The organism is Peribacillus sp. YIM B13472 (assembly GCF_042788005.1).
In the GTDB taxonomy this organism is placed as follows: domain Bacteria; phylum Bacillota; class Bacilli; order Bacillales; family DSM-1321; genus Peribacillus; species Peribacillus simplex_E.
The window spans coordinates 14,068-33,054 of sequence record NZ_JBHZPG010000017.1 but is presented as its reverse complement, the minus strand read 5'-3'; the positions used below and the strand labels follow the sequence as shown (position 1 = coordinate 33,054).

Annotated in this window: 15 protein-coding genes and 1 pseudogene; 15 read left to right on the top strand and 1 reads right to left on the bottom strand. The window is 42.3% G+C overall.

All coding sequences use genetic code 11. From position 1 onward, the window contains the following. Window positions 1-12 precede the first annotated feature (12 nt). The 11 genes from iolC to ACFX4I_RS14405 all read left to right on the top strand — a co-directional run bounded on the left by iolC (window position 13) and on the right by ACFX4I_RS14405 (window position 12,408). A complete protein-coding gene (gene iolC, locus ACFX4I_RS14455; RefSeq protein ID WP_377421422.1) occupies window positions 13-990 on the top strand; it encodes a 5-dehydro-2-deoxygluconokinase in 978 nt (325 codons plus the stop codon). 32 nt (window positions 991-1,022) lie between these two features. Next, window positions 1,023-2,933, top strand: coding sequence for a 3D-(3,5/4)-trihydroxycyclohexane-1,2-dione acylhydrolase (decyclizing) (iolD, locus tag ACFX4I_RS14450; protein ID WP_377421420.1), 1,911 nt, complete (start codon window positions 1,023-1,025; stop codon window positions 2,931-2,933). Window positions 2,934-2,950: 17 nt separating this feature from the next. Then, window positions 2,951-3,838 carry a myo-inosose-2 dehydratase gene (gene iolE, locus ACFX4I_RS14445; protein ID WP_230302330.1) on the top strand — a complete coding sequence of 296 codons (888 nt, stop codon included), beginning with the start codon at window positions 2,951-2,953 and terminating at the stop codon, window positions 3,836-3,838. Window positions 3,839-3,860: 22 nt separating this feature from the next. Next, a complete protein-coding gene (locus ACFX4I_RS14440) occupies window positions 3,861-5,273 on the top strand; it encodes a sugar porter family MFS transporter (protein WP_377421418.1) in 1,413 nt (470 codons plus the stop codon). Window positions 5,274-5,321: 48 nt separating this feature from the next. Continuing rightward, window positions 5,322-6,353: a bifunctional inositol 2-dehydrogenase/D-chiro-inositol 1-dehydrogenase gene (gene iolG / locus ACFX4I_RS14435; RefSeq protein WP_377421416.1), complete on the top strand. Its 1,032-nt coding sequence runs from the start codon at window positions 5,322-5,324 to the stop codon at window positions 6,351-6,353. Window positions 6,354-6,405: 52 nt separating this feature from the next. Beyond that, entirely contained in the window at window positions 6,406-7,284 is an 879-nt protein-coding gene (locus ACFX4I_RS14430) for a sugar phosphate isomerase/epimerase family protein (protein WP_377421414.1), read from the top strand. Window positions 7,285-7,288: 4 nt separating this feature from the next. Beyond that, on the top strand, window positions 7,289-8,134 hold the full coding sequence (iolI, locus tag ACFX4I_RS14425) for a 2-keto-myo-inositol isomerase (protein ID WP_377421412.1): 846 nt from the start codon (window positions 7,289-7,291) through the stop codon (window positions 8,132-8,134). Between the two features lie 40 nt (window positions 8,135-8,174). Beyond that, complete coding sequence (fba, locus tag ACFX4I_RS14420; RefSeq protein WP_377421410.1) at window positions 8,175-9,029, top strand: class II fructose-1,6-bisphosphate aldolase; 855 nt, start codon at window positions 8,175-8,177, stop codon at window positions 9,027-9,029. Between the two features lie 108 nt (window positions 9,030-9,137). Continuing rightward, the gene (locus ACFX4I_RS14415) at window positions 9,138-10,331 is read left to right on the top strand and encodes an MFS transporter (RefSeq protein ID WP_377421408.1); all 1,194 of its coding nucleotides are present in this window, start codon (window positions 9,138-9,140) and stop codon (window positions 10,329-10,331) included. 42 nt (window positions 10,332-10,373) lie between these two features. After that, a complete protein-coding gene (locus ACFX4I_RS14410) occupies window positions 10,374-11,327 on the top strand; it encodes a sugar phosphate isomerase/epimerase family protein (protein ID WP_377421406.1) in 954 nt (317 codons plus the stop codon). A 67-nt stretch (window positions 11,328-11,394) separates the two neighbouring features. After that, window positions 11,395-12,408 (top strand): LacI family DNA-binding transcriptional regulator, encoded by a 1,014-nt coding sequence (locus tag ACFX4I_RS14405; protein WP_377421404.1) that lies wholly within the window; start codon window positions 11,395-11,397, stop codon window positions 12,406-12,408. A gap of 335 nt (window positions 12,409-12,743) precedes the next feature. Here ACFX4I_RS14405 and ACFX4I_RS14400 read toward each other — a convergent pair whose 3' ends face one another. Further along, window positions 12,744-14,147, bottom strand: coding sequence for a sigma-54 interaction domain-containing protein (locus tag ACFX4I_RS14400; RefSeq protein WP_377421402.1), 1,404 nt, complete (start codon window positions 14,145-14,147; stop codon window positions 12,744-12,746). Between the two features lie 319 nt (window positions 14,148-14,466). Here ACFX4I_RS14400 and speB point away from each other — a divergent pair, with 319 nt between their 5' ends. The 4 genes and pseudogenes from speB (at window position 14,467) to ACFX4I_RS14380 (ending at window position 18,884) form a co-directional block, all read left to right on the top strand. Next, complete coding sequence (gene speB / locus ACFX4I_RS14395) at window positions 14,467-15,465, top strand: agmatinase (RefSeq protein WP_377421400.1); 999 nt, start codon at window positions 14,467-14,469, stop codon at window positions 15,463-15,465. Window positions 15,466-15,561: 96 nt separating this feature from the next. Beyond that, window positions 15,562-17,001, top strand: a complete 1,440-nt coding sequence (locus ACFX4I_RS14390; RefSeq protein WP_377421398.1) for a sodium:solute symporter family protein — start codon at window positions 15,562-15,564, stop codon at window positions 16,999-17,001. Window positions 17,002-17,040: 39 nt separating this feature from the next. Next, window positions 17,041-17,805 (top strand): annotated as a pseudogene (locus ACFX4I_RS14385) (class II aldolase/adducin family protein); the annotation flags it as partial. Window positions 17,806-17,894: 89 nt separating this feature from the next. Further along, window positions 17,895-18,884: a D-2-hydroxyacid dehydrogenase gene (locus tag ACFX4I_RS14380; RefSeq protein ID WP_377421396.1), complete on the top strand. Its 990-nt coding sequence runs from the start codon at window positions 17,895-17,897 to the stop codon at window positions 18,882-18,884. Window positions 18,885-18,987 lie beyond the last annotated feature (103 nt).

Here is an 18,987-nt window from a genome sequence, read left to right as displayed (position 1 = left end):
GCTGTTAACCAAATGAACTATACATTTAATATCGATAAGGAATTTGACTTGATTGCGATTGGCCGTGCCTGCATCGACTTGAATGCCAATGAATATAACCGTCCGATGGAAGAGACCATGACATTCACAAAATACGTGGGCGGTTCACCTGCCAATGTTGCCATCGGAAGTGCAAAATTAGGCTTGAAAGTCGGATTCATCGGTAAGCTTGCAGATGATCAGCACGGCCGTTTCATCGAGAGTTATATGCGTGAGGCAGATGTTGATACATCGAATATGGTAATCGATCGAGAAGGGCATAAAACGGGACTGGCCTTCACGGAAATTAAAAGTCCTGAAGAATGCAGTATCCTGATGTATCGGGATAATGTAGCCGACCTTCATTTAGCACCTTCGGAAGTGCATGAAGAATATATCAAAAAATCAAAGATTCTATTGGTTTCAGGAACGGCTTTAGCAAAAAGTCCATCACGTGAGGCAGTTTTAAAAGCCGTCAGCCTTGCGAAAAGAAATGATGTAAAAGTCATATTTGAATTGGATTACCGTCCCTATACATGGAATTCCATTGAAGAAACCTCCGTTTACTATTCGTTAGTCGCAGAGCAATCAGACATATTGATTGGCACTCGTGATGAATATGATGTAATGGAAAATACCGAAAAAGGTACGAATGAAAGGACCGTCCGTTACTTGTTTGAACATTCCGCAGACCTGGTCGTCATCAAACACGGAGTCGAGGGTTCATATGCCTATGCCAAATCAGGAGAAGTATTTAAAGCAAAGTCCTATAAAACGAAAGTATTGAAAACATTCGGCGCAGGGGATTCATATGCTTCCGCTTTCATATATGCGTTAGTGCGCGGCAAAGGGATTGAAAGCGCTTTGAAGTTTGGCAGTGCTTCCGCTTCCATAGTTGTAAGCAAGCACAGTTCATCTGAGGCGATGCCTGTTGCAGAAGAAATCGAGGATTTAATTGCCTTACGCGTGTAAGGAATTTATCTACATAGAGGGGTGAACAGAAGATGGGAACAGTGAGGTTGACGACAGCCCAGGCTTTGATCAAGTTTTTAAATCAGCAGTACATTCATGTTGATGGTGAAGAGTCTCCGTTTGTAGAAGGGATATTTAATGTATTCGGCCATGGGAATGTCGTTGGAATTGGTCAGGCACTCGAACAGGACGCTGGCCACTTGAAAGTGATTCAAGGAAAGAATGAGCAAGGGATGGCACACGCAGCAATCGCCTACAGCCGGGAAATGCTACGAAGGAAAATTTATGCCGTCACTACATCAGCCGGGCCAGGCTCGGCAAACCTGATAGCTGCGGCGGGGACGGCACTTGCCAACAATATTCCTGTCCTCTTACTTCCTGCTGATACATTTGCGACACGTCAGCCGGATCCGGTTCTTCAGCAACTTGAGCATGAGCATAGTACGGCCATCACAACAAATGACGCTTTTCTGGCAGTATCAAGATATTGGGATCGCGTCACTCGCCCTGAGCAGCTCATGTCCAGTCTGATCCGGGCCTTCGAGGTGATGACCGATCCCGGGAAAGCCGGGCCAGCGACGATATGCATCTCACAGGACGTAGAAGGGGAAGCATTCGATTTCGATGAACATTTTTTTGAAAAACGCGTCCATTATTTAGATCGGAAAGTTCCGGTAGAACGGGAACTGCAAGGAGCTGCCGAGAGAATTAGAGGAAGTAAGAAGCCAATCATCATCGTTGGTGGCGGAGCAAGATATTCCGGAGCTCGGGATATTTTGATGAAGCTGGCAGAAAAGCATAACATTCCACTTGTGGAAACACAGGCAGGTAAATCGACGGTGGAATCATCTTTTCCTAAGAATTTGGGCGGAGTCGGCATTCTCGGTACGATGGCTGCCAATAAGGCTGCCCGCCAGGCAGATCTCGTAATTGGTGTCGGGACCCGCTATACGGACTTTACGACGTCTTCCAAAACTGCATTTGATTTTGAAAGGACAAAGTTTTTGAACATTAACGTCAGCCGCCTTCAAACCTATAAATTAGATGGGTTTCAGGTCGTCGCTGATGCAAAAGTGGCGCTCGAGAACCTTGAAGCGTTACTAGTAGGCTATGAAACCGAATATGGGGAGATGCTTGGAGATTGGAAGGAGGAGTGGCTTTCCGAACGGACCCGTTTAAGTCAAGTCACTTTCAGCCGTGAAAATTTCATGCCTGAAATCAAAAGCCAGTTTTCACAGCAAGTCTTGAATGAATACTCGGATGCATTAAAAACTGAATTGGCCCAATCCGCTGCGATGATCGCAATAAACGATACGGTCGATCAGGAAAGTGTGGTGGTCGGTTCAGCCGGATCACTTCCGGGTGACTTGCAGCGCCTCTGGCATTCAAGCGTGCCAAACACGTACCATCTTGAATATGGATTCTCCTGCATGGGCTACGAAATTGCTGGAACTTTAGGAGCTAAGCTTGCCCATCCAGACCGGGAAGTCTATGCAATGGTAGGGGACGGCAGTTTTCTGATGCTGCATTCGGAATTGATCACAGCCATCCAATATAATCATAAAATCAATGTTTTATTGTTTGATAATTCTGGCTTTGGCTGCATCAACAATCTGCAAATGGAGAATGGCAGCGGAACATATTGCTGTGAGTTCAGAACACATGATAACCAAATCATGAATATTGATTACGCAAAAGTGGCGGAAGGGTACGGAGCCAAAACTTATCGGGCCAATACGGTCGATGAGCTGAAAGCTGCGCTGGAGGATGCAAAGAAACAGTCGGCATCTACATTAATAGAAATGAAGGTTCTGCCGAAAACGATGACGGATGGTTATGACTCCTGGTGGAATGTTGGCGTGGCAGAGGTCTCTGAACGAGAAAGTATACAAAGGGCATATGAAGCGAGACAAGAGAAATTAAAAAAGGCCAAACAATATTAAAAGGGGGAAGTCGGAAAATGCAGGAGATTTCGTGGGGGATTGCCCCAATTGGCTGGCGTAATGATGACATACCGGAAATCGGAGCTGAAAACACCCTATCCCACCTTTTAAGCGATATTGTCGTGGCGGGATTTCAGGGGACCGAAGTAGGAGGTTTCTTCCCGGAACCGGCGGTCCTGAATAAAGAGCTGCAGCTTCGGAACTTAAAAATAGCCGGTCAGTGGTTCAGCAGTTTCATCATCCGAGATGGCATTGAAAAAGCAGAAAGGGATTTCCATGAACATTGCAAATATTTACAGGCTGTCGATGGAGATGTAGCGGTAGTATCCGAACAGACTTACAGTATCCAAGGCGGAAGGTACGATGTATTTAAGGAAAAGCCCCACTTTACTGATGAAGAATGGGGAATATTGTGTACGGGCCTGAATCGGCTCGGGGATATTGCTGGACTTTACAACCTAAAACTGGTGTATCACCACCACATGGGGACAGGGGTCCAGACACTTAGTGAAATTGACCGCCTTATGGAAAATACCGAAAAGAAAGTGCATCTGTTATATGATACTGGACATATTTATGTATCGGATGGCGATTGCAAGTCCCTTTTGCAAAAGCATATCGACCGCGTTGGGCACGTTCATTTCAAGGATGTAAGGCATAACGTGCTGGTGCAGTGCCGGAAAGAGGGAAAATCATTTCAAGAATCTTTTTTAGCGGGCATGTTCACAGTGCCTGGTGACGGCTGCATTGACTTTGTGGAAGCTTACCATACATTACTGGAAAATCATTATAAAGGCTGGATTGTAGTAGAAGCGGAACAAGATCCGTCCGTTGCCCATCCATTGGAATACGCATTAATGGCTCGCAAGTATATAAATGACAGGCTGCTCCTAGTTCAAGATTAAAAACCGGAAAGAAGTGATTAACTTGAGTAATGATGGAAATCAAATGGCATTCTTACGCAAGATTATTATTATCTCGACGTTAGGCGGTCTTTTGTTCGGATATGATACAGGTGTCATTAATGGCGCTTTGCCGTTCATGTCCGAAGCGGATCAACTTAACCTCAATTCACTTACGCAAGGACTTGTTGCCAGTTCACTTCTTTTAGGCGCGGCACTTGGAGCGTTTCTGGGAGGCAGGCTTTCGGATTATGCGGGCCGCCGAAAAAACATTCTTTTTCTTTCGGTACTTTTTTTCCTTTCCACCATTGGATGCACGTTTGCACCGAATGTTACGGTCATGATTGTCTGCCGTTTTCTACTCGGACTTGCGGTAGGCGGGGCGTCAGTAACCGTTCCTACTTATTTGGCGGAAATGTCTCCTGCTGAACGACGCGGCCGGATCGTCACCCAAAATGAATTGATGATTGTTAGTGGACAGCTGCTTGCATTCATCTTCAATGCCATTCTAGGGACAACGATGGGTGACAGTTCACATGTTTGGCGTTACATGCTGGCAATAGCATCACTTCCAGCCATACTTCTTTTCTTTGGCATGATCAGGTTGCCCGAAAGTCCAAGGTGGCTTGTGTCCAAGAACAAAAATGAAGAGGCCCTGAAGGTTTTGAAAAGAATACGTAAAATGGATGAGGCAGAATCGGAATTTCAGGGAATCAAAGCGACATTCGATAAGGAGAACCATGTTAAAAAGGCTACATATAAAGATTTGACCGTCCCATGGATACGGAGAATCGTCTTTCTTGGAATCGGGATTGCAATCGTTCAGCAAATAACGGGCGTTAATTCTATCATGTACTATGGTACCCAAATTTTAAAGGATGCTGGGTTTGAGACAAAAGCTGCTTTGATCGGGAATATTGCAAACGGTATCATTTCTGTTTTGGCAACGTTTTTAGGTATTTGGCTGCTTGGTAAAATCGGGCGCCGTCCAATGCTCATAACCGGTTTGATCGGGACTACGACCACATTGCTTTTGATTGGCGTCTTATCTTCCCTTCTTGAAGGGACGGTTGCCCTTCCCTATCTCATTTTGTCCTTGACTGTCACCTTCCTTGCCTTTCAGCAGGGGGCCATTTCACCGGTTACCTGGTTGATGCTTTCAGAGATCTTCCCGCTTCAAGTACGTGGGCTCGGTATGGGTGTCACCGTATTTTTCCTTTGGGGCGTGAACTTTCTAATCGGCTTAACATTCCCGGTTTTATTAGATAAAGTCGGATTGTCTACCACATTCTATATCTTTTTCGCTTTAGGCATCATCGCTATCATCTTTGTGAAAAAGTTTTTACCGGAAACGAGAGGACTTACACTTGAACAGCTTGAACAAAACTTCCGCAATCATGGAAAAGAACCTGCAAAGGAAATAACACAAATAATTTAAGAGTTATAGAGTAATAAACCAGATATTCATAAAAGGAGGAATATGATCATGACATTAAATTTTGGGGTAATAGGAACGGGTGCCATCGGCCGGGAGCATATTAAAAGAATTACGGACAAATTATCCGGAGGGAAAATTGTGGCTTTAACCGATGTGAATGAAGAGGCGGCAAAACAGGTCGTGGAACAATATGGACTTGAGGCACTTGTATATCCGGATGACCAATCACTCGTAAACTCGGAAAATGTCGATGCTGTGCTTGTTACGAGTTGGGGCCCTGCACATGAGCAAAACGTATTGAATGCGATTGAAGCTGGCAAATATGTATTCTGTGAAAAGCCACTGGCAACAACGGCGGAAGGCTGCAGGAGAATTGCCGAAGCGGAAATGAAACATGGGAAGCGTTTGGTGCAAGTTGGTTTTATGCGACGTTATGATAGCGGTTACGTACAACTGAAAGAAGCCATTGATAGAAATGAAATTGGTGAGCCGCTCATGGTCCGCTGTGTACATCGCAACCCAGAAGTGGATGAAAAATATACGACGGAAATGGCGGTCGTTGATACATTGATTCATGAGATTGATGTATTGCATTGGTTAATCAGCGATGATTACAAATCAGTTCAAGTCATTTACCCGAAGAAAGCAAGCCGCGCGCATGCTAATTTAAAAGATCCCCAAATCATCATAATGGAAACGAAGAGCGGGATTGTCATTCAAGCTGAAGTATTCGTGAATTGTAAATATGGCTATGATATCCAATGTGAAGTCATTGGTGAGGAAGGTGTTGCATATCTTCCTGAACCAGCGAGCATCGTGACAAGGAAAGGCGCAAAACGGAGCACGAATATCTTGGTAGATTGGAAAGATCGTTTTATGGATGCATATGACATAGAATTACAGGATTTCATAGATTCCATTATAAAGACAGGTCAGCCGAATGGTCCGACTTCATGGGACGGATACATTGCTGCCGTAACAGCTGATGCTTGTGTAAAGGCACAAGAGTCCGGACAGAAAGAATCCGTTGACCTTGAAGAGAAGCCTGATTTTTATACGGGAAAAATTACTGTACAGTGAACGTACCCATGCATTGAAACGAAAAATAAATAAATTATAGGGGGAAAGACCAATGAAACTAGCTTTGGATCCTACGATGTATGCCAATTTATCATTAAAAGAAATGGTCGATAAAACAGCGGAACTAGGCTATGAATATATCGAACTGTCACCGAGGGAAGATTTTTGTCCATTCTATAAATATCCTAAAGTGGATAAGGAACAGATTAAGAATTTGAAACGCTGGTGTAGCGACGCAGGTGTGAAGATATCATCCTTGCTTCCGCTTTACTACTGGGCCGGTCCTGATGAGGAACGGCGCCAGGCCGCAGTCCGAAATTGGAAACGTGCCATTGAAGTTGCAGTGGAATTGGATGTTGACTTGATGAATAGTGAATTTAACGGATCTAAATTCAATGAAGTTATCTGTGAAGAGAAATTCATTAAATCGATGGTTGAGCTCCTCCCGGTATTTGAAAGGGAAGGCGTTAAACTGAATTTGCAGGCACACCCATTCGATTTTATCGAAACGCATGAGGGAGCGATGGATATGATCCGTGCCCTTGACCGTCCGTGGATCAACCTTGTGTATTCAACCGCCCATACATTTTTCTATGATGATGGCAAAGGCGATATCGCCCCTATGTTCGATTCTGCCGGGGATCGCCTGCAACATGTCTTGTTTGCAGATACATTCAATCATAAAGCATCCAACGGACTCCGTTATATCGTCAATCCCCCAGGTGTCGAGGCAACTGTCCACCAGCATTTGAACATCGGCGAAGCGGAAGTTGACTTTGATACGATCTTCAAAAAACTGAAAGAAATGAATTTTGACGGCATCGCGACAAATGCAGTATTTGCTTGGATCGACAAAGCAGACTGGTCAAGTAAGCTTATGCTTGAAAAAATGAGAGACGGATTGGGTTTAGCAGAAAAAATTGGAGGCTGACAGAATGAATATATGTTTCAACCAAGCGACAACACTTGAAAATTCCAACTTGGTCAAAGATCTCAAACACTGTGAAAAACATGGTTACGATTATATCGAAATCCGTACCATGGATAAATTGCCTGAGTATTTGGAAGAGCACTCTATTGAAGACCTAGCGGAATTTTTTAACGCAAATCATATTAAACCGCTAGCCTTCAACGCGCTCGTATTCTTTAATAACCGAGATGAAGACGGCCATAAGGCGATAATAGGCGAATTTAAAAACATGATGATCATGGCGGAGAAATTGAGTGTGAAATATGTGGTGGCGGTTCCGCTTGTAACGGAAGCGAAAATATTGAAAGAAGATATTAAAAACAGCTGTGTGGAAGTATTGACTGAGCTTTCCGAGATCGCTGAACCGTTTGGCGTCAAAATTGCAGTGGAATTTGTCGGGCATCCGCAATGTACTGTGAATACATTCGGTCAGGCATACGATATCGTTGAAACGGTCAACCGTGATAATGTTGGGTTGGTGCTGGACTGTTTTCACTTCCATGCCATGGGTTCCAGTTTGGAAGACTTGAAGAAAGCGGATGGGGCGAAAATCTTCATTTTACATATTGATGATACAGAGGATTTTCCAATCGGCTTTTTGACGGATGAAGACCGGGTATGGCCTGGGCATGGTGCCATAGATTTAGACAGCATATTATCCATCTTGAAGGGAATTGGTTATTCTGACGTTGCCTCTGTGGAACTGTTCCGTCCGGAATATTATGAACTCGATGCTGAAGAAGCCATTAAAACAGCAAAAGAAACGACAATTCAAGTTATTTCGAAACATTTTGCACTGCAGAACTCATAAAGTGATCATGTAATCTCGGGAATAAGGGGGTGAAGGAATAATGCCTTTAGTATCAATGAGAGAGATGCTTTTAAAAGCAAAAGCAGAAAGGTATGCTGTGGGTCAATATAATATTAATGGTTTGTCATTCGCCCAGTCGTTTTTACAAGCTGCCAATGAGGAACGAGCGCCAATCATACTTGCGGCATCGGACAGGCTTGTTGATTATCTTGGCGGATTTAAAACGATTGCGGCCATGGTGAAAAGTCTTATGGAAGAAATGGACATTACGGTTCCGGTTGCCCTTCATCTTGATCATGGAATGGATGTGGAACGATGCAGGAAAGCGATCGATGCGGGTTTTACATCGGTCATGATCGATGGCTCCCATCATCCAATAGATGTAAATATTGAAATCACCAAAATGGTTGTCGACTATGCCCAAAAGAACGGCGTTTCCGTTGAGGCGGAAGTGGGGACAGTCGGTGGGACGGAAGATGGCCTCGTTGGCGGTATTCAATATGCAGATCCCCATGAATGCACGAGGATTGTAAAAGAAACGGAAATTGATGCTCTAGCGGCTGCTTTGGGTTCGGTTCATGGCCCGTATCAAGGAGAACCTAAACTCGGTTTTGAGGAAATGAAATCAATTTCGAACACGACGAATGTACCTCTCGTCTTACATGGAGGCTCAGGTATTCCGCTGCACCAAATTAAAAAGGCAATTGAACTTGGACACGCCAAAATAAATGTCAATACCGAAAGCATACAAGTATGGGCAAAAACGATTCGGGAAGTATTAGCCGTTGAAGGAAAAGTATATGAGCCGCGCGCCATCATCACACCAGCGAAAGAAGCTATCATCTCCGTCGTGAAGAGAAAAATGGCAGAGTTCAATACAAGTGGAAAGGCTTAAGAATGAAAAGGTGTTCCCGATTACGCTGCGGGCACCTTTTTGCACATTCACTTTTTGCACGAGGTGCCATTGCTGAAAAATAGTTCGCTGGTCAGGGGAAGTGTTGCAATGACTTTGTTACATAACGCACGCAATAGATTTTTATTTTTAGTGCTCTCATTTATTTTTTGGTTTTCAAATTTCATTTATATTCCCATTTTGTCTCCTTACCTTGAGACGATTGGAGGGGATTATACATTTATCGGCATGGTACTAGGCAGTTATGGGCTGATGCAATTTCTCTTCAGGCTTCCGTTCGGGATTTTTTCCGACCTCATAAAAGTAAGGAAACCTTTTATTATATTTGGAATGGTCGTGAGTACGTTGAGTTGCGTGACATTTGCATGGGCCGATAGTTTAGGCTTGATCCTTTTGGCCCGCTCGTTAGCTGGAATTGCCGCTGCAACTTGGGTAGCCTTCACCATTTTATTTTCCAGCTATTTTTCAGAACGTGATCTTCACCGAGCGATGGGCAGTATCTCGTTAGCTGTGGTTCTGGCACAGCTGCTTGGAATGGTGATCAGCGGGTACATTGTCGATCAATGGGGATGGCAAGCACCTTTTTGGATTGGAGGAATTATTGGTTTCATTGGTATCGTCCTTTCACTTTTTATTTACGAATCGAACGAAGATTTTCCGCAAGAGCCTATTCAATTGAAAGAACTCGTATCAGTCATGCTTGAACCGGCGCTTTTAAAAGTATCATTTTTATCCATTCTCGCACATGGCATCATCTTCACGACAATGTTCGGTTTCACCCCGACATTTGCTTTAAAGCTTGGTCTCCAGACTGATGAGATCAGCATGGTCATCTTTTCATTCATGATTCCTCATGCCATTGCCACCATGCTTAGCGGAAAAATATTCGTACCATTATTCGGACAATGGAGGTTACTGAAACTAGGATTCGGACTAACGGCCATTTTTACAATATGTACGCCATTAATAGATACAAAAGGGATGCTTTTTATGATCCAAGGATTGAATGGATTCTCATTAGGCACTCTTTTTCCCTTGTTTCTAGGAATGGCGGTGGAGTCGATCCCCCTTGAAAAAAGGGCAACGGCCATGGGGGCATATCAAGCAATCTACGCGATTGGTATGTTTGCAGGACCTTTCATTGCAGGAGTATTGATCTCACATTTAGGTATTTCTGCAGGATTTTATTTCGCTGGATCATTAGGTGCAACCGCTGTGTTATTTATGATTGTATGGAGTCGTCTTGAAAGGAAGGCAACAAAACATAATTTGAAATTGAACTAAGCGAGTGAAAGGGATGCTAGTTTAAATAGAGGAGGAGAACTTATGAAGGTTGGTTTAGTTACGGACATTTTAGGTTACATGCCATTTGAAAAAATGCTGGATACGTGTGTGGATCAGGGAATAGAGACACTGGAGCTTGGATGCGGCAATTGGTCGGATGCTCCACATCTCGATCTCGATGGACTTCTTGGCAGCACCGCAAAACGAAAGCAATTTTTAAATGAATTAAATGTAAGGGGGATTAGCATTGCAGCGTTGAATTGTTCTGGCAATCAGCTTGATCCATCAGATGAAGGAACCATGCATAAAGCCGTTGTTAATAAGACCTTTCAGCTAGCTGGGCTTTTAGGAGTCGAAACGGTTGTCATGATGTCGGGGTGTCCTGGCGGCGGACCAAGTGACAGGACGCCCAATTGGCTGACACATCCCATTTTGCCCTCACATTTTGAGATGCTTGATTGGCAGTGGAATGAGGTGGCGTTCCCTTATTGGGAAAAAACTGTGACAACGGCAAAAGAAAATGGAGTTAGAAGGGTTGCCATCGAAAATCTAGGCTGCAATTTAGTTTACAATCCTGAGACTCTCTTTATATTGAGGGATGAAGTCGGAGATACGGTCGGCATGAATTTTGATCCGAGTCATTTATTTTGGATGGGCGGTGACCCCATCGCAGCTTTAAGGAATTTAGGAAGCGCAGTTTATCATATTCATGCAAAAGATGTTCGCTTAGAAAGAGGGATATATGATGTCCAGGGATTGATTGATGTGAAACCGATGAACCAATATTCAGATAGATCATGGAATTATGTTGCACTCGGTTATGGACACGACAGTGGCTGGTGGAAGGAGTTTTTTACTATCGTTAAAATGATAGGTTATGAAGGGCCCATCGTTCTCGAAATGGAAGATTTGACAATGGAGCCAATAACGGGCGTGAAAAAATCCATGAATGTTTTGAAAGAAACGTTGCCTAGAGAATTCGATGTTTTAACATGAAGTCTAAATTACTTTATAATGGACTTAATGAAAATGAAAAAAGAAATTGGCAGGTGGAGATAATAGTATGAAAATGAGCGATGTGGCGAAATTGGCAAACGTATCTCCTGCAACTGTTTCAAGAGTGCTCAGACAGCCGGATTTAGTCAGCGAGGATACTAAACAAAAGGTGATGCAGGTGATTGAAGAGATGAATTACAAGCCTCACATGATTGCCAGTCAGTTCAGGACGAAAGAGACAAAGATCATTCTCGTCGTCGTTCCGGATATAACAAGGCCGTTTTTTTCCGAAGTGCTTCGGGGCATTGAGCATACAGCTGTAGAAAATGGCTATCAGGTTATATTGGGAGATACGGAGAACGACATTGAACGGGAAAAGGAATATATCGATTTGCTATACAAAAAGCAGGCAGATGGAGCATTACTCCTTACAGCTAGAATGAACAGGGAAAGCCTGGAAAAACTATCAAATCAATTTCCGATTGTACTGGCATGTGAATACGTGGACGGACTGGATATACCAACTGTTTCGATTGACAATGTAAGCAGTGCCAGAAAAGTTACGGAACATTTAATCAAGCTTGGACATAGACGGATTGCCCATATAACAGGACCTATGAATATCATTCTTAGCCGGGATCGCCTAGGGGGGTTCCAGCAGGCAATGAATAGCCATCACTTGAAGGTCAACCCGGAATTCATCCAGGAAGGGGATTATGGCATTGACTCGGGTTATGACCAGATGGTGAAATTATTATCGCTGGAAAACAAGCCTGAAGCAGTTTTTGTTTTTAATGATGAAATGGCGTTGGGAGCTGTAAAGGCGATCCAGGATCATGGCTTGAGCGTTCCCGATGATATTGCTGTCGTAGGTTTTGATAATTTGAAAATAGCATCGATTTTTAATCCTCATATAACGACCATTGACCAGCCTAAGTACGAAATAGGGAAAAAGGCAACGAACCTATTGCTGACCTTAATGAAAGGCGGAACCATTGAACAGAAAAAATTTGTTCTGAAAGATGAGTTGATCATCCGCGAATCTTGCGGTTCCAAATTGGAAAAAAGCTTTAATGCATAAAATGTGTGGCAAGATTGCTATGTTAGTAATTGAATGGCTTCCTTTTATGGAAGCCTTATCCGTTTGAAAGAGATTCAGGTTTACTCAATTAACATCATTAGGATTCTTATCTGGTGAAAATTTCAGACTAATCCACAGGTGTTGCAGGAGCTTCACTGACAGCATTTGTTTAATTAATGTAAGCTTTAACCTTAATAATATGGAAACGTAAATGATATTTTTGAATCGCATTCATCTTGAATGTGGATTTTTTTGATTGAATGTTTAGGGCTTTTTAATTGGCCTTATTTTCGATTCAAAGATTTCACTTTTAGTGGATTCCAGTCCAGATGAAATTACAAATACTTTTTGTATTTCTTTAATTTATAGATGACTGTTGGCTGGCTGATACCCAAATGTTCTGCCATCTCGTATGTGGTTTTACATTTTTTCCATGCTTTTGCAATCAGTTGCCTTTCAACCTTTTCCAGTGTCTTCTTTAAATCGAAATTCTCTTCACAATCCTGTTCGATTGCAAGGAAGTTGGAGTCATCAGGCTGTTCAATTTGCCCTGTGATGGATTGTGGAAGGTGTTCGGGAAATATAATGGGTTCTTCGATGGTCAGGATCAACCGTTCAATTAAGTTTTCTAATTCCCGTATATTTCCGGGCCAATGATAATGAGTCAAAACTTCATAAGTCGATGGATGGATTTTTTTGAATTTCTGGTATTTATCACTGGTTTTCTGTAAGTAATGCTGAATTAAGAGAGGGATATCTTCTTTACGTTCATGTAATGCCGGAATTTGGATGGGAATCACATTCAAACGATAAAATAAGTCCAATCTAAACTTACCTTGACTTACCATCTCCTTCAAATCTTGATTAGTTGCTGCAACCAGGCGGAAGTTAATATGGTTTTCTTTTTTTCCACCGATGCGCTTTATCTTTTTTTCCTGTAATACTTTCAGTAATTTAGCTTGCATGGCAAGTGGGAGTTCCCCGATTTCATCCAAGAAAAGAGTTCCGCTGTCAGCCTGCTCAATCAGGCCTTGCCTCCCTTGTTTATTTGCCCCTGTAAATGATCCCGGCTCATAGCCGAATATTTCCGATTCAAACAAGCTATCAGGTATCGTACTGCAATTCACTTCGATAAAAGGTTCTTTCTTTCGGTTGCTTTGGTCATGAACAGCACGGGCAAAAGTGCTTTTCCCTACCCCGGAAGGTCCTAATAAGAGAATCGTGGCATCGGTTTTTGCAACATTATGGATCGTTTTTAAAATATGCTTCGTTTCATTACTTCTAGCAATCAAATAATGGTAATCCAGTTCCTTTTCTCTTAAATCCTCGACTTCCGTTTGATAGCCTTTTACTTTTCGTTGTAATTGTTCAAATTGATCCTGCAATTGCAGGATCTCGGTTTGATCCTGACCATAGCTGATTACCCTAACGAGAAGTCCTTCCTTATTAAAAATGGGATAGCCAGTCGACATGACAACATGACCCGTTTTCGTTTCCTGCATTATGCGCTTCGCTTTCTTTTCTTTTAAAACAATCGCATTGATGGAAGGTGTGAGAAGGCCATCGCTTTCTAATTGATAGACGGAGGTACCGATATAAGAGTCACTTTCCATACCATAAATCTCCCAAAGCTTAGGGTTGGAATATAAAATGATTCCATCTTGATCGGTAATGAGAATGTTATTATTCGATGTTTCAATAATCTTATTTAGTTCTTCCTCCAGCATGTCGTCGTACATACATTCCGCTCCTTCGGTTTTGGGATGCTGTTTAATTAAAATATAAATCAAAAAGTCTAAATAATCAAAAAATAAATCAAAAACCAAGAAAATGATTAAATTTTTAATCATTTGATGAAACAAAATAATGAAAAGCCATATATACCGCAGCGAAATAGTTGGCCTGAATCTTGCTTATGTAAAAGGTAAGAAGAGAATTTCCAAACAAGGTGTTATATATGTCCATTCTATTTGAAAGGATGGAAGTTTGTATGACATCTGCCATGACAGTGGAGTGAAAATATAATAATAGCAGAATTAGAATTTAGGAGGATGTTACATGATGAAGTATCAACCGAAAGACTCATTCAAATCACCCCGTTTTTGTGGAGTGCGTACGTTTATGAGGCTCCCATTTGTTGAACGGGTAGATGAACATATGGATTTTGTCATTACGGGAATTCCTTTTGATTCCGGGCAATCATTTAGAACGGGTGCGAGATTCGGACCAGAAGCCATTCGCGATTTTTCAATCCTTTTACGTCCTTATAATCCAGAACAAGATATTAATATTTTTGACTATATATCAGGAATTGATTATGGGGATATTCCGATCATTCCCGGGTATATTTCTGAAACATATAAAAAGATTGAAGAAGAGCTTACCCCCGTCATTGAAAAAGGGATCATTCCCATTTCATTGGGAGGCGATCATTCCATTACGCTAGGGGAGTTACGTGCGATCGTAAAAAAACATGGTCCAGTTGCCCTGCTTCAATTCGATGCTCACTCTGATACTTGGGATAGTTATTTCGATCAAAAGTATAATCACGGAACCGTTTTTCGCCGCGCGATAGAAGAGGGTCTCATCGATGTATCACGATCTCTTCAAATTGGTATGAGGGGCGGTCTGTATGGACCGGAAGATCTTCAGGATGCCAGGGATTTAGGTTTGGGCGTTTATACGACAAACGATTATAAACGTATCGGGGTCGAAAAGATGCTAAGGGTCATTCATGAGCGTGTTGCGGATGGTCCGGTGTTTTTATCCTTTGACATTGATTTCTTAGATCCGGTCTATGCTCCAGGAACGGGTACCCCTGAAGTTTCCGGAGCCAGCATTGATGATGCTTTAGCCTTAGTGAGAGGATTGACGAATATAGATTTTGTTGGATTCGACCTTGTTGAGGTTTTACCATCATACGATCACGGACAAATCACGGCTGCCGCAGCCGCTAATATTGTCTATGAATTCATCACACTCATCGCTCTCGCAAAAAAAAGGAAAATGGAGAAAAAAGAGAGAGCCGGAGATTTGGAAACACAGCTTAATAATTAATTCCTCATTTTTACTGGAAAGAAGGAAGGTATCGGTGAAATCCCTTCCTTCCCTCTTTACAAAGCGAACATAACAAGCCCAAAAGGAGATGTGTACATGCATATTTTGGATATATCGATCATGATTCTATATTTTTCTGTTTTAATCATTGTGGGAGTAATCGGATCCAAACGGGCAAAAACAGCAGATGATTTCATTGTGGCAGGACGTAATCTTGGTCATTTTATGTATTTATCCTGTTTAGCTGCTGTGATATTAGGGGGAGCTTCTACTCTAGGAACAGCAAAGTTAGGTTATCAGTTTGGGATATCCGGTATTTGGCTAGTGGTGATGATTGGGCTCGGCATTATCGCTATCGGGTTGTTTTTAACAAATAAGATATTTAATTTAAAAGTATTGACGATCAGTGAAATGCTTGAGAAGCGCTACAACTCTCAGACAAGATTGATCAGTGCCCTTGTCTCTGTTATCTATACATTCATGCTGACTGTAACGCAAGTGATTGGGATGGGGACGATTTTACATGTTTTGGCTGGCTGGAATTTAACGGTCTCCATGATAGTCGGGGGTGGAATCGTTTTATTTTATACGATATTAGGAGGTATGTGGTCAGTCACCATGACTGATGTCGTACAATTCGTCATCATGACGATCGGTATTTTCTTTATCATGCTTCCGATGAGCATCTCTAAGGCAGGAGGGTGGGACTCGCTTAAAGAAAATCTCCCTGCATCACATTTCGAGCTAGGAAACATTGGCGGAGAGACAATTTTTCAATATTTCCTACTATTCACTCTAGGGGTAGTTGTTGGCCAAGATATTTGGCAGCGTCTTTTTACCGCACGAACCAAAGCTGTTTCTCGTGGCGGAACGGTTGGAGCGGGACTATATAGTGTTTTTTATGCCATAGCAATCAGTATCATTGGAATGTGCGCTTTTATTATCCTTCCTGATTTAGGCGATCCCCAAAATGCATTTACCAGCATAGCGATGGTAACTTTACCTGCTGGTCTATTAGGGGTTGTCATTGCGAGTGTGGTATCAGCCCTAATGTCCACTGCTTCAGGAACTTTGCTTGCTTCGTCCACTTTAGTTGTTAATGACATCATTAAAAAATATTTTGGTCCAAAAATGAGCGAACGACAATTTTTAAAAACATCCCGAATTACAACTTTAACGATTGGTGTATTGACCATAATCGTTTCGATATGGATTCAAGATATTTTAGTTGCATTGGATGTAGCTTACGCAATTTTATCCGGTGCTGTGTTCTTTCCAATCATCCTTGGTTTCTTTTGGAAAAGGGTCACGGCCACAGCAGCATTTTACTCGATTCTGGCCAGCATGATCGTTATTATTGTGGGATTGGTGATTAATGGACCTTCCTCCACTCAACCAATTCTATACGGGCTCGCTACTAGTTTTGTCGTCATCACTACGATTACTTTCCTAAGTTCCAATAATGATCACAAGAACGAAAGTGAAGTAAAGCAAGATGTAAAGGGTAAAGCTGACATGGACACCATGGCTAATTGAAGGTCCGGCAAAAAAACGGAAAAATGGAGGAGGAAAGTAAAAATGACAAAGACAATTTCCCTGCAACCGGCAACATTCAATACAATGGAAGAAGAACGCAATCACCGGAAGGAACGTTTGGCAGCTTCATTCCGCCTTTTTTCAAAGTTTGGTTTCGATGAAGGGATAGCAGGCCATATTACGGTCCGTGATCCTAAATATACAGACCATTTCTGGGTCAATCCGTTTGGGATGCATTTTAGTCAAATTTCCGTTTCGGATCTTATATTGGTTAATCATAAAGGTGATATTGTAGAGGGTGAACATTCTGTGAATGGTGCTGCCTTTGCCATTCATTCTGAAATCCATAAATCGCGGCCGGAAGCGATTGCAGCGGCACATGCTCATTCGGTCTATGGAAAGACATGGTCTTCCTTAGGGAGACTGTTAGATCCGATTACGCAAGATGCCTGCCAATTTTACAATGACCATGCATTATTTGATGATTTTACTGGTGTGGTTTATGCATCCGAAGAAGGAAAGCGTATTGCTAAGGCTTTAGGTCAATACAAAGCTGTCATCCTCCGCAATCATGGATTGTTAACGGTCGGCCAATCTGTAGATTCAGCTGCTTGGTGGTTCATAACGATGGAACGTTCATGTCAAGCACAGATAATGGCTGAATCTGTAGGTAAGCCGATTTTTATAGAAGAAGAGTATGCAAAGTTAACGGCAGAACAAACGGGAACGGAATATGAGGGATGGCTGAGTTTTCAGCCTCTTTGGGACAGAATCAGAAAAGAGCAACCAGATTTCTTGAAGTGATCATAAAGCACGGCATAGTATAATCGCAACGGATTGCCTTCTCGTAAAAGAGGGAGAAAGGAATCGTAGGTTCTTGAGGAGGTTTTATAATGTCCGCTTCTAAGAAAACAGCACCTTCACTTTATATCAGGGTCGATATACCGGAAAAATACATCAATCAGTTTAAGGAGATTTGTTCAGAAGTTGTTGTCGAGCCATGGGAATTCGGCGAACCCGAACCAGAGCCAACGGTTGATTTAACAAAGTTTGATGTCCTATATACGCTGGGGCTTCATGATAATCTTAACATTATAAAAAAAGCTCCAAAGATTAAATGGGTCCATTCAGACAGTGCTGGAGTGGAGACCATGCTGAATGAAGATATACAAAACAGCGATGTCATCATCACCAATGTCAAAGGCTGCACATCTGTCCCGATAGCCGAGCATACAATTGCGATGCTATCTTCTTTAGCACGAGGAATACCGACAATGATCAGAAATCAAATAAACAAAACCTGGGTTGAAATTCCTGTGAAAGATCTTGAAAATGCGACAGTGGGGATAATTGGGTATGGTGATATTGGCTATGAGATAGCAAAGAGATGTAAAGCACTAGGTATGAACGTAATCGGGTGCCGCCGGAATCCCTCCAAGAGGAACAAAGAATATGAACCTGCTGATTTGATAATGGGTATGGATCAAGTGGATGATGTCCTCTCCAGGTCCGATTTTGTCGTCTTGGCACTCCCGTATACAAAAGATACCTCATACTTTTTTAATAAAGAACGTTTAAATAAAATGAAAAAAGGCAGCTATGTAATTAATGTCGGCCGCGGTAATACGATTGTGGATGAAGATTTAATCGATTTCTTAAGCAATGGGCACATAGCAGGAGCGGCTCTAGATGTGTTTGAAGTAGAACCTTTACCTAAGGATCACCCATTCTGGCAGCTGGAAAATGTCATGATTTCCCCGCATAATGCTTACAACTCTTCCAAACACCTAGATCGTGTGATGGAATTATTCCTGAAAAATTTAAAGCTATTTTCTGACGGTAAACCCCTAATGAACGTTGTGGAAAAAAAACTTGGTTATTAACAGTAATCGGTCTTTTGAAAAGAAAGTTCAACGGATCAATCATAAGAATGAAGTACGAGGGCAAACCTGATTGGGTTTGCTTTTTTTTGTTTAAAAGCCACTG